The organism is Streptomyces sp. SID3212, from assembly GCF_009865405.1.
GTDB lineage: Bacteria > Actinomycetota > Actinomycetes > Streptomycetales > Streptomycetaceae > Streptomyces.
This window is the reverse complement of the sequence record NZ_WWJY01000621.1, coordinates 1-11,715: the sequence shown is the minus strand read 5'-3', so window position 1 is coordinate 11,715 and position 11,715 is coordinate 1. Positions and strand designations below refer to the sequence as shown.

Annotated in this window: 11 protein-coding genes and 1 pseudogene; 2 read left to right on the top strand and 10 right to left on the bottom strand. The window is 69.2% G+C overall.

Features of this window, described 5'->3' with window-relative positions; genetic code table 11:
* Nucleotides 1-56 precede the first annotated feature (56 nt).
* Entirely contained in the window at nt 57-626 is a 570-nt protein-coding gene (locus tag GT042_RS18650; RefSeq protein WP_161309856.1) for a TetR/AcrR family transcriptional regulator, read from the bottom strand.
* 57 nt (nt 627-683) lie between these two features.
* Between GT042_RS18650 and GT042_RS18645 the strand changes: the two genes are divergently transcribed.
* Together GT042_RS18645 and GT042_RS18640 are read left to right on the top strand one after the other, a co-directional pair.
* A complete protein-coding gene (locus tag GT042_RS18645) occupies nt 684-1,349 on the top strand; it encodes an NAD(P)H-binding protein (protein WP_161309855.1) in 666 nt (221 codons plus the stop codon).
* Complete coding sequence (locus GT042_RS18640) at nt 1,346-2,257, top strand: SDR family NAD(P)-dependent oxidoreductase (RefSeq protein WP_161309854.1); 912 nt, start codon at nt 1,346-1,348, stop codon at nt 2,255-2,257. The genes GT042_RS18645 and GT042_RS18640 overlap by 4 nt, the downstream gene beginning before the upstream one ends.
* A gap of 12 nt (nt 2,258-2,269) precedes the next feature.
* Here the strand turns inward: GT042_RS18640 and GT042_RS18635 are convergent, their stop codons facing one another.
* The 9 genes and pseudogenes from GT042_RS18635 to GT042_RS18595 form a co-directional block, all read right to left on the bottom strand.
* Nucleotides 2,270-2,926 carry a trimeric intracellular cation channel family protein gene (locus GT042_RS18635; protein WP_161309853.1) on the bottom strand — a complete coding sequence of 219 codons (657 nt, stop codon included), beginning with the start codon at nt 2,924-2,926 and terminating at the stop codon, nt 2,270-2,272.
* 69 nt (nt 2,927-2,995) lie between these two features.
* Entirely contained in the window at nt 2,996-4,201 is a 1,206-nt protein-coding gene (locus GT042_RS18630; protein WP_345943827.1) for a dipeptide ABC transporter ATP-binding protein, read from the bottom strand.
* A gap of 14 nt (nt 4,202-4,215) precedes the next feature.
* Nucleotides 4,216-5,316 (bottom strand): ABC transporter ATP-binding protein, encoded by a 1,101-nt coding sequence (locus tag GT042_RS18625; RefSeq protein ID WP_161309851.1) that lies wholly within the window; start codon nt 5,314-5,316, stop codon nt 4,216-4,218.
* Nucleotides 5,313-6,311, bottom strand: a complete 999-nt coding sequence (locus GT042_RS18620; protein ID WP_161309850.1) for an ABC transporter permease — start codon at nt 6,309-6,311, stop codon at nt 5,313-5,315. Before GT042_RS18620 ends, GT042_RS18625 begins: the two co-directional genes overlap by 4 nt.
* A 116-nt stretch (nt 6,312-6,427) precedes the next feature.
* Nucleotides 6,428-8,209, bottom strand: coding sequence for an ABC transporter substrate-binding protein (locus GT042_RS18615; RefSeq protein WP_161309849.1), 1,782 nt, complete (start codon nt 8,207-8,209; stop codon nt 6,428-6,430).
* 68 nt (nt 8,210-8,277) lie between these two features.
* A complete protein-coding gene (locus GT042_RS18610) occupies nt 8,278-9,279 on the bottom strand; it encodes an ABC transporter permease (protein ID WP_161309848.1) in 1,002 nt (333 codons plus the stop codon).
* Between the two features lie 487 nt (nt 9,280-9,766).
* Nucleotides 9,767-10,552 (bottom strand): enhanced serine sensitivity protein SseB C-terminal domain-containing protein, encoded by a 786-nt coding sequence (locus GT042_RS18605; RefSeq protein WP_161309847.1) that lies wholly within the window; start codon nt 10,550-10,552, stop codon nt 9,767-9,769.
* A 156-nt stretch (nt 10,553-10,708) separates the two neighbouring features.
* The gene (locus tag GT042_RS18600) at nt 10,709-11,443 is read right to left on the bottom strand and encodes an enhanced serine sensitivity protein SseB (RefSeq protein ID WP_161309846.1); all 735 of its coding nucleotides are present in this window, start codon (nt 11,441-11,443) and stop codon (nt 10,709-10,711) included.
* A 113-nt stretch (nt 11,444-11,556) separates the two neighbouring features.
* Nucleotides 11,557-11,715 (bottom strand): annotated as a pseudogene (locus GT042_RS18595) (ATP-binding protein); the annotation flags it as partial.

Sequence of the window (11,715 nt, the reverse complement as noted above, 5' to 3'; positions counted from 1 at the left end):
CCCGTCCGGCGATTGAGGACATCAGTAAGCGCAACGGACACCGCGGCAGAGGCAACTCACTCACCACGCCACACCCCAACCGCAGCGATCACCGCATCGACGAGCCCCACCCCCGCCGAAGCCCGCTCGATAGTCGCCCGGTAATACAGCGGCCCGATCACCATCGCGGCAGCCTCCCGGCTGGGGAGCCCCAGCACGACCTCCCCCCGCGCTTGCGCGTCGTCCAGGGCGGAGGCAAGCCGGTCGGCAAGGATCGCCGCGAACTGCGCGCGGCGCTGGTCCATGACCTCGTCCCACAGCGCCGCGTTGGCCAAGGTCGTGGAAACCGCGCGCACGTCGTCGAGTTCGAGCTGACGGGCGATCGCGGTCAGTTCCCGGCGGAGCCACTCCCGGGTAGGAGTGGTGGGCCGGTCCAGGAACGGCATCGGAACGCCGGACATCGCCTCAAGGAGGAGAGGTTCGGCCTGAGGCCAGTGGCGGTAGACCGTCGCGCGTCCCACTCCCGCCCGGTCGGCCACCTGGGCGTGCGTCACCGCGGTCGGGCCGCCTTCCAGGAGCAGTTGGCGGGCCGCGTTCAGGATCGCCTCGCGGCTCCGCAGGAAGCGGGGGTCTGTTTCGCTCGTCACGGGTCAATCTTATGAGACAACTTGACTCGCAGCACGCAGGACATGCATCCTTCACCTATGAGACACGATGTATCACAACGCAAGGCCGTGGTCGTCCTCGGCGCGACCGGTGCCACAGGACAGCACGTGGTGTCCACGGCCCTCCGGCGCGGACACCACACCGTCGCCCTGGTCCGCCGTACGGGAACGTTCGCGCCCAGGGACGGCCTGGAGGAGCTGGTCTGGCCCGAGGTGACGGACACGTCGGCCCTCACCCACGCGCTCAGCCGCACCCTCACCCGCACCCCGCCCGGCCGCAGCGTCGTGATCAGCGCCCTCGGCGGGGCCGCCAAGGGGCCGACGACGGTCTGCACCGACGGCATGCGCTCGACGGTGGCGGCGATGCGGACCGCCGGAGTGGACCGGCTGATCGCCGTCAGCGCGTACGGGGTGCTGGAGACGCACAACGCGTCGCTGTACTCGAAGGCGGTGTGGGCGGGCGTCGCCGACCGCATGCGTGACAAGGAGACGATGGAGCCCCTCATCACCGGCTCCGGTCTGGACTGGACGATCGTGCGGCCGCCGAAACTGTCGGACCAGGACCCGACCGGGAACTACCGCGCCGGCACGGACCTGCCGATCCGGCTGTGGAGTTCCGTGGGCCGTGCCGATCTCGCCGCGTTCCTGGTGGACGAGGCGGAGACCCCGCGGTACACCCGCGCCTTCCCGAGGATCACCCGATGAACGCCGCCGTCCCCGACCTGCGGCACAAGGTCGCCGTCGTCACCGGCGCGACCGGTGGCATGGGCCGGGTCATCGCCGCCGACCTCGCCCGCGCGGGCGCCCACGTGGTCACCGTCGCCCGCGACCCGTCCCGCGCGGACGCCCTGCGCGCGAGCCTCGGCTCGGAGGCGGCGCACCGCCTCGACGTCATTCCCGGCGACCTGTCCCGGCGCGCGGACGTGGTGAGAGCGGCGCGGACCATCCGGGACCGCCACGACCAGGTCCACATCCTCGTCAACAACGCCGGCGCGCACTTCTCCGACCACCGCGTCTCGGCCGACGGCGTCGAGATGCACATCGCCCTCGACTACCTCGCCGCCTACGGACTCACCACCCTGCTGGAGGCACCGCTGCGCCGCGGCCGGGCCCGCGTGGTGAACGTCGCCAGCGACACCCTCAACGACACCAGACAGATCAAAATCGCGGGCCGCCCCCGCCCCGCCACCCTGGACCTGGCCGGCGTCGACGACCTCGCGGCACTCAACCCCCCGGCCGGATTCATACCGTTCGAGGCGTACGCACGCGCCAAACTGATGACCGTCACCGCCGGATACGCACTCGCCCGTGACCTCGCCACCGACGGGGTGAGCGTCAACGCGCTCCATCCCGGGATCGTCGCCACCGACATCATCGACGACCTGGTGCCACCTCTGCTCCGCCCGGTGCGCACCCTGATCCGCCGCGGCCTGCTCACCCCCGCCGAAGGTGCGAGGACCGCGACCCGCCTCGCCACCGACCCCGGCCTCGCGGGCGTCACCGGGCGCTACTTCATCCGTGACACCGAATCAGCCACACCCCTGGTGTCCCACGATGCCGAGGCCCAGCGAAACCTCCTCGCGCTGAGCCGTACCCACTTCGCCGGTTCCTGACGTGGACGACCATCAGTGACCCGCGCCGGACGACCGCCGCCGCCACGCCCGCGGCGCCCGCCAGTGGAAGCGCATCGCCAGGAGCCTCAGCGCGAACGCCGTCACCACGGCGAGCCCGCTCGTGAGTCCGTTCAGCGCGTCGAAGCGTATGCACAGCGCCACCACCGCCGCCCCCACCATCGCCGGCACCGCGTACAGGTCCCGGTCCCACCGCAGCAACGACGGCACCTCGTTGGCCAGGACGTCCCGCAGGACCCCGCCACCGACCGCCGTCGCCAGCCCCAGCGCCGCGGACGCCGTCAGGCCCAGACCGTGGTCGTACGCCTTGGTCGTACCGGTGACGCAGAAGAGTCCGAGCCCCGCCGCGTCGAAGACGTTCACCGCGCCCTGGATCCGCTCGACCTGGGGGTGCAGGAAGAACACCAGCGCGGTCGCCACCAGCGGGGTGGAGAAGTAGCCGAGATCGGTGAAGGCCGCGGGCGGTACGGCCCCGATGACCAGGTCGCGCAGCAACCCCCCGCCCAGCGCGGTGATCTCGGCGAGCACCGCCATGCCGAAGACGTCGAAGTTCTTCCGGACGGCGAGCAGGGCGCCGGATATCGCGAAGACGAAGATCCCGGCGAGGTCCAGGGCGTGCTGGACGGAGGGGGTGATGAGGTCGTGGAGCACCCGGTCATTGTGCCGGGCGCCCCGGGCCGGGGTATCAGAAGACTCCCGGCCCGCCTCTTCTCCGCCCGGCTACTCCTTGGTGGTGCTCTGCGCGTCGCCCGCCTCGGGAGACGTCCCGGAAGGCGCCTCGGGAGCGGTCCCGGAAGCAGCCGGCTCCGCCGCCTTCGGCGTCACGTCCACCAGCTCGATCGCGTCCCGCGCGGCCGACAGCAGCACCGTGTCCTGCGGCGCCTGGTCCGGCGCGTTCTCCGGGTGGTGGCACGCCACCTGCTGGCCCGGCTTCAGCAACTGCATCGGCGGGTCGACCGTCTTGCAGATCTCCGTCGCCTTCCAGCACCGCGTGTGGAAGCGGCACCCGGTCGGCGGCGAGATCGGCGACGGTACGTCACCCTTGAGCAGGATGCGGTCGCTCTTCGCACCGCGCCGCCGCGGGTCCGGCACGGGCACCGCGGACATCAGGGCCTTCGTGTACGGGTGCATCGGAGCCGCGTACAGCGACTCGCGGTCCGCCAGTTCCACGATCTTGCCGAGGTACATGACAGCGATCCGGTCCGAGACGTGCCGGATGACCGACAGGTCGTGGGCGATGATCACGTACGTCAGGCCCAGCTCGTCCTGGAGGTCGTCCAGCAGGTTGACCACCTGCGCCTGGATCGACACGTCCAGCGCGGACACCGGCTCGTCGGCGACGACGAGCTTGGGGTTGAGCGCGAGCGCGCGGGCGATGCCGATGCGCTGGCGCTGGCCGCCGGAGAACTCGTGCGGGTACCGGTTGTAGTGCTCGGGGCTGAGCCCCACCAGCTCCAGCAGTCCCTGGACCTTCTTCTTGACGCCGCCCTCGGGCTCGACGCCCTGGAGCTTGAACGGCGCGGACACGATCGTGCCGATCGTGTGCCGCGGGTTCAGCGACGAGTAGGGGTCCTGGAAGATCATCTGGACGTCGCGCCGCATCGGGCGCATCCCGCGCACCCCCAGGTGCGAGATGTCACGGCCCTGGAACTCGATCTGACCGCCGGTCGGCTCCAGCAGACGCGTGATCAGCCGGCCCATGGTCGACTTGCCGCAGCCCGACTCGCCCACCACGCCCAGCGTCTCACCGGCGCGCACGTCGAAGTCGATGCCGTCCACGGCCTTGACCGAGCCGACCTGGCGCTGGAGGAGGCCCTTCCTGATGGGGAAGTGCTTCTGGAGCCCGGTGACCTTGAGCAGGGTCTCGCCCGGGGCGGGGTCCTTGGTCAGGAGGCCGGCGCCGGCGCTCTGGGCGGGAATCGTCACGTCTTTGTCCTCGCTCACAGCTTGGGCGCAATCTCTTCGGTCCAGATGCGGTCCCGGTCCTGCTCCGACATGTGACAGGCCGCCCAGTGCCCCGTCTCGACCTGGGTCAACTCGGGCCGCGTGGTGCGGGTGATGTTGCCCTTGGGTACGTCGGCGTACGGGCAGCGCGGGTTGAAGGCGCAGCCCGTCGGCATGTTGATCAGGGAGGGCGGGGAGCCCTTGACCGGGATGAGGCGCTCGGTCTGTTCCCTGTCGATGCGCGGCATGGAACCGAGCAGACCCCAGGTGTAGGGGTGCCGGGGCTCGTAGAAGACCTTCTCGGCGGGCCCGCGCTCGATGCACCGGCCGCCGTACATCACGAGGATGTCGTCGGCCAGTTCGGCGACGACTCCCAGGTCGTGCGTGATGATGATGACCGCGGAGCCGAACTCCTTCTGGAGGTCGCGGATCAGGTCCAGGATCTGGGCCTGGACCGTCACGTCGAGAGCCGTGGTGGGCTCGTCGGCGATCAGCAGGTCGGGGTTGTTGACCAGCGACATCGCGATCATCGCGCGCTGCCGCATACCGCCCGAGAACTCGTGCGGGTAGGAGTCCACCCGCTTGTCGGGCTGCGGGATGCCGACGCGGTCGAGCATCTCGATGGCACGGCGGCGCGCGGCCTTCTTGTCCACCTTGTGGTGGACCTGGTAGGCCTCGATGATCTGCTTGCCGATGGTGTAGTACGGGTGCAGGGCCGACAGCGGGTCCTGGAAGATCATCGCCATGTCCCGGCCGCGGAGCTTGCGCACCCGGTCCGGTGAGGCGGTGAGCAGTTCCTCGCCGTTCAGCCAGATCTCTCCGGAGACCTGCGCCTTGCGCTTTCCGTACTGTCCGGTGGTGTGCAGCCCCATGATGCCCATCGAGGTGACGGACTTCCCGGAGCCGGACTCGCCGACGATGCCGAGGGTCTTGCCCTTCTCCAGCTGGAAGCTGAGCCCGTCGACCGACTTCACGAGACCGTCGTCCGTGGGGAAGTGGACGCGGAGGTCTCGTACGTCGAGAAAGGCCTCGGAGGGGCGGGTGCCCCCGGCGACGGGCTCGCCGATGGCGGAGCCCGTCCTGCTCAGGTCGGTCATGCGAGCCTCACTCGAGGGTCGATCACGGCGTACAGGATGTCCACGGCCAGGTTCGCGAGAATCACCGCGAGGGACGTGATCAGCGTGACGCCCAGGATCACCGGCAGGTCCCGGTCGTTGATCGCCTTGAGCACGGCCTGGCCGAGGCCGGGAAGGCTGAAGGTCGTCTCGGTGAGGATCGCGCCGCCGATGAGGGCGCCGAGGTCCATGCCGAGCAGGGTGAGGATCGGCGTCATCGTGGAGCGCATGGCGTGCTTGCCGATGACGACGGGTTCGCTCAGGCCCTTGGCCCTGGCGGTGCGGATGTAGTCCTCACCCATCACCTCCAGCATGGTGGCTCTGGTGATGCGGGCGTACATCGCCGCGTACAGGAAGGCGAGCGTGACCCAGGGCAGGATCATGCCGCCGAACCATCCGGTGAAGCTGTCCGCCAGGGGTACGTACGAGGCGTCCAGCCAGCCCAGGCTGTAGTGGAAGATCGCCAGCGAGAGCAGACCGGTGAAGTAGATGGGGAGCGAGACGCCGCTCAGCGCGACGAGCATCGCGCCGCGGTCCCAGAAGGAACCGCGCTTGAGCGCCGACAGGACACCCGCCGCGAGGCCGAAGACCAGCCACAGGACGGCCGCACCGAGCGCCAGCGCCAGGGTCACCGGCAGACGGTCGGTGAGCACCGGCCAGATGGCCTGCTCGCTGCGGAACGAGTAACCGAAGCAGGGAGCGGCACAGTTGGTGACGTCTCCGCCGGCCGAGTAGGTGCGCCCGACAAAAATGCCCTTGAAGAACTCCCAGAGCTGGACGAAGATCGGGTCGCCCAGTTGGAGCTTCTGCCGGATGGCCTCCACGGCCGCGGCGTCGGACGTCTTGCCCACGTACATCGTGGCCGGGTCGACGCCCGCCCACTTGGGGACAAGGAAAAAGATGCAGAAGACCACCAACATGATGACCACCAGCATCACTGCGACGGCCATGAGCCGCCTGATGAGGTATGCGAGCACTGCTCTCGGCCCTGCGGCGGGACCGCGGGCCACCGGAGTTCGTCCGGTGGCCCGCGATCACGCCACGCCGGCCTTCACCTGCCTTTCGTGCCGTACGGCGGGTGTACCGGTGGTGGTTACTTCACAACGCCCAGGCTGGTGAAGTCGTAGTTACCGCTGTACCCGTCCGTCGTGTAGACGTTGGTCAGCCGGGTGGAACGCCAGTTGATGAACTTCTCGAAGGTGAAGGGCAGGTAGTACGCGCCCTCGCTCACCTGGTGGTTGATCTCGGTCGCGATGGAGGCCTTCTTCGCCGGGTCCAGTTCGGTGACGAACTTGTCGAAGTTGGCGTCGATCTTCGGGTCCTTGATCATCGCGAAGTTGTTGTTCGCGCTGGGAAGGATGTACTTGCTGTCCCACAGCGGAACGCCATAGCCCTGGACCGACGGGAAGTCGGGGCCCCAGCCCATGATGATGATGCCGTAGTTCTTCTTCTTGACGATCGTCGGGTTACCGATGATGCCCGAGGTCTGAGCGCCGTCGTACTGGTCGAGCTCGGCGGTGATGCCGATCTTCTTCAGCGACGCCTGGAGCGACTGGGCGCTGGCGACCTCGACGGGCTTGTTGTTACGGACCGCGATGGTGGTCTTGAAGCCGTTGGGCTTACCACAGGCCTTGAGCTCTTCCTTGGCCTTCGCGATGTCGCCCGTACCGTCGTTCGCGAGCACGTTGTACGGGTCGTACTTCTGGCCCTCGGAGCCGGGGACCGACGGGGGCAGCATGTTGGTGCCGATGTCGCCGCCCGCGAGCGGGCCGCCACGCGCGGTCTGGATCGACTTGTGGTCGGCCCCGTAGATGACCGCCTTGCGGCAGTGGATGTTGTCGAACGGCTTCACGATCTGCGGGAACGAGGCGTACCGGATGTAGCCGGAGACCGGGTTGTCCAGGTTGTTCTTGTGCTCCTTGAGCGCCTTGATGCGCGCCTGCGGGGAGAGACCGGTCTGCGAGAAGTCCAGGTCGTAGTCGCCCGCGAGGAGACGGTTGTCCATCTCGTCGGCGTTCGTGAAGAGCGTGATCGTGATCTTGTCCGGGAGCGCCTTGCGGACCGGGTCCGAGGACTGCTTCCAGGCGGTGTTGCGGACGAGCACCGTGCCCTTGTTGGGCGTGTAGGACTCGAACTTGTACGGGCCCGAGGAGAACGGGTGCAGGCCGTACTTGGACTTGGTGTCCTTGTCCTTGCGGACCGGGGACGAGGAGGTGAGGGCGAGCATCTCCTGGAAGTCCGAGTTCGGCTTCGGCAGGTGGAAGATGATCGTCTTCGGGTCGGGCGTCTCGATGGCCTTCAGGCCGTCCTTGGACGTGTCCTTGTACGGGCCCTTGTAGGCGCCCTTCGGGTCCAGGACGTCCTTCAGGTAGACCGGACCGCCGGACAGCACGTCCTGCGCCCACTGGCGCTCGATGCCGTACTTGACGTCCTCGGAGGTGATGGTCTTGCCATCCTCCCAGGTGATGCCGTCACGCAGGGTGTACGTGTAGGTCTTCCCGTCGGGGGAGACCTTCGCCAGGCCCGTCGCCAGGTCCGGGGTGACCTCGGCGCCGGGCTTGCCCGGCTCCGCCTTGTTGGTCACCAGCTGGCGGCTGTAGTACCGCATGAAGTTCCACACGACGCCGTAGTAGGCGCGCGTGGTGTCCCAGGAGTCGGTGTCCTGGACGCTCGCGAACTTGAGCGTGCCGCCCTTCTTGTCGGAAGGGTTGGCGATCTTGTTGTTGCCCGCGTCGAAGCCGGCGGCGGCGCTCTTGCCGCCCTCGTCCTTCGAGTCGCTGCCGCCGCCGCACGCCGCGGTGCCCAGCAGTGCCGCGGACACGAACGCAGCGGCGAAGACCTGCTTGCGCCGACCTCTGGTGCGTAGGGATGTCACGATCTCGGATCCTCCGTGTGAGTAACTGCCCGTGTGGAATGGACGGGCGGGCTTTGATGTACCGCAGTTCAGCGCGAACCCTTCGGGTCGAGCGCGTCACGCACGCCGTCGCCGAAGAGGTTGAAGGAGAGCACGGTGATGAAGATGGCCAGACCCGGGATGATCATGTACATCGGATCCGAGTCGTAATAGCTCACCGCGGAGGAGAGCATCTGCCCCCATGAAGCGGTGGGGGGCTTCACCCCTACACCCAGGAAGCTCAGGGCCGCCTCGGTGAGGATGTTCGTGGGGATCATCATCGTGGTGTAGACGATGATCGGCGCGATGATGTTGGGCAGCAGCTCCTTGAACAGGATGTACGTCTGCCCGGCGCCGAGGCTGCGGGCCGCCTCGACGTACTCCCGCTCGCGCAGGGAGAGCGTCTGGCCGCGGACGACACGGCCGACGTACGGCCAGCCGAAGAAGCCGATCACCAGGATCATCACGAGGAGCCGCACACCGCTGCCGCTCAGTCCGAGCATGTCGTTCGGCATGACGGAGACGAGGGCGATGATGAAGAGCAGCTGCGGGAACGAGAGCAGCATGTCCATCACGCGGCTGATGAGCGAGTCCAGCCAGCCGCCGAAGTAGCCGGCGAGGACCCCGAGGATCGTGCCGAAGACCACCGCGACGAGGGCGGAGAGGAAGCCGACCAGCAGCGAGACCTGGGCGCCGTAGACGATCCGGGCGAAGATGTCGCGGCCGTTGACCGGCTCGACGCCGAACCAGTGGTCGCCGCTGATGCCGCCGAAGGATCCCGTCGGGGTCGAGAAGAGAGGGTCGATCAGGTCTTCGTGGTAGTCGTCCGGCGACTGGCCCGCGAGGTGGGTGATCAGGGGCGCGAGGATCGCGACCAGGATCAGCAGAAGCACGACGGTGCCGCCGGCGAGAGCCAGTTTGTCCCGCTTCAGGCGCCCCCAGGCGATCCGGCTGAGGGAACGCCCCTGGACCGACTTCCCCGCAACGGCGGCGACTTCTTCAGTCGCGCTCGGGGCCGTTTCGGTGGTCGGCTCGTGCAATGGTGCCGTCATCGTGGCAGAAACCCTCTCTCAACCGGCGGTGACCGGCCCGCACTTGCCGCTGTAGCGGCCCGTTCCCTTAAGCAGCGCGAGCAGTGGTCTGACTCCGTCACGCGGGCCGAGCTACTCGCACACAGGCCCGAAAGGCCATGCATGCGGGGAGTCTTCATTGCCGCTGTGATCACCCGCCAGCCCCCCAGGGGAATGGATGCCTAACCGTGATGCTGTTAGAGGTGTTCCGTTATCCGGACTGCGGGTAACCATGGGCGGACGACTGTCATTGACGGCGATATGACCATCAAGCGCGCCAACACCCCACCTTTCGGCGAAGAGCGGACATTACGCACCCAAGCTCACGACCCGGGCGGCTCTACGCGCGTCCAGGCCGATCCTCCGCCCGCTATATCCGTTTTGCCGGACACCGGTGGATGTAGTGTGCACGCTCTGTGCGGAGCGCTCCGTCTCAGTGAGCGTGCGACGCTGCGTGAGCGCCGGACGGTCAGTAGGCGCGGGACGCGGGTGGCGGATATCCGTACCCCGTCGCCGGGGCCGGGGACGCGTGCGCCTCGCGGTCGTAGAAGGGCCGGGTGTTGGCCCGCAGCCACATCGTCACCGGGTCGTAGTCGTCCGACATCGCCACCGTCGAGACGGGCAGCCCCTCCGGGACCGAGCCGACCGACTGCCGCATCATCGTCCGTACGGAGTCCACGGACGCCGGGCTCGTGTCGTACAGGTCCAGGCCGATGGCCAGGTACGGGGCGCCGAGCGCCGGCTGGACCCAGGCGCGGCGCAGCGCCCGGACCGCGGGGGTGCGGTGCGCGTTCTGGGTGAGCTGGGCGTAGAACTGCGGGATCTCGACGGCCGGCTCGGACAGCCGCAGGGGTCCCGCGGGCATCCGGTCGAGGCCGGTGGCGATCCGGCGCAGGTCGAGCCAGGGGATGCCGACGCCGCCCCCGGGGGTGTGCGGATTGAGCCAGATCCCCCAGCGGTCCGGATACAGGACGCGGGCGATGTCGCGGCCCGTGACCACTTCGTGCGTACGGGTCCAGCCGCTCGCCGCCAGTTCCTGGGCGGAGGTCACGCAGGGCGCGTACCCGAGGCCCTCCACCTGCATGTTGCCGTACTGGGCGTCGGGCGAGCCCGCGCGGCCCTGCCAGAGGAGCATCCAGATCCGGTCCTCCGCCAGGGCCTGGAGCAGCGCCTCGTACGCGTCGTAGCGTCCTGGCGTCACCTGGCGGAGCAGTTGCTCGGCCCGGCCGGCCGCCGCGGTACCTGACGCGCTCACCCTGGGTCCCGCCCCTCTTCGATCCACCATTCGACCGTCTCCCCCCGCAACGCGGCGCGGCCCGTCATGAAACCAGCTTAGGCGGCGCCGCCGACAGTGACCCGACCGCGTGGCCGCGCGTCCAGGGGCGCGCCCGCCCGCACGCCAGGATCACGCCTACCCCCGCTGGTAGAAGGGCCGCACGCGCTCCAGCATCCACGTGCCGACCGGGTCCTGTGTCATGTCCAGGAGGACGAGGTTGACCGGCCAGGGCACCTGGACCCGGCCCAGCGCGCGGCCCAGCGCGTCCATCGGCGCGTTGCGGTCCGTTTCCTCCCAGGAGGCGAGCTGGACGCCCACGAAGAGGACGGGCGGCTCCGCCTCGACGCTGGCGAGGGCGCGGCGGGCGGAGGCCACGACCCCGGACGCCTCGAACTCGGCGGAGGCGGCGGCGAGGAAGTCGACCGGGTCCTCCTGCCAGTCCGGCTGGAAGAGCCGGACCCGGCCGCCGGTGGCGGGGCCGTCGAGCGGGGTGCGGCCCACCCGGCACAGCTCGGCGACGGCGAGCGGCGGCAGCGGCACGCCGACCGCGCCGCCGGGGTTCACGACGATCCCGAGCTGCGGGGGCAGCCCGCGCGCGAACTCGCGCGCCGGGGCCACGGTGAAGGGCATATGGGCGCCGACGCACCCCATGAACTGCTGCTCGGAGCTGAACACCGGGACGTACGGGGCGCCTTCGATCTCCATCGTCGGCAGATCGAGGCTCCGGCTGTCGGGGCCGCCGCCCTGGGGCAGTGGCACCCAGACCTGGCTGCGCCCGAGCACCTCCACGAGCCGCCCGCCCGCGGTGTCGTTCCCGAGCGAGGCCGTGAGCACCTCTTCGAGCTCGTTGCCGGGCCATGCTGTGTCCACTCGCTCCACCCCTCCACTCACCTGCTTGCCTGCCGCAGCACCCTAAGGCCTGTCGCCGGAGCGCATCAGGGCGTACCGCCCGGAGCGCTCGATGGCGTGCCACCCGGAGGGCGTCAGGCCGTGCCGCCCGTGAAGGTGATGGCGGACAGGGTCGTGGCCGCCGGCCTGTCCAGCAGGGTCGCCGAGGCGCAGCCCGCCGGGAGGCGGCCCGACTCGGCGTCCTTGAGAAGGCGGCGGACCGCGCGCCGGTGGCGGGCGAACGCGTATCCCGA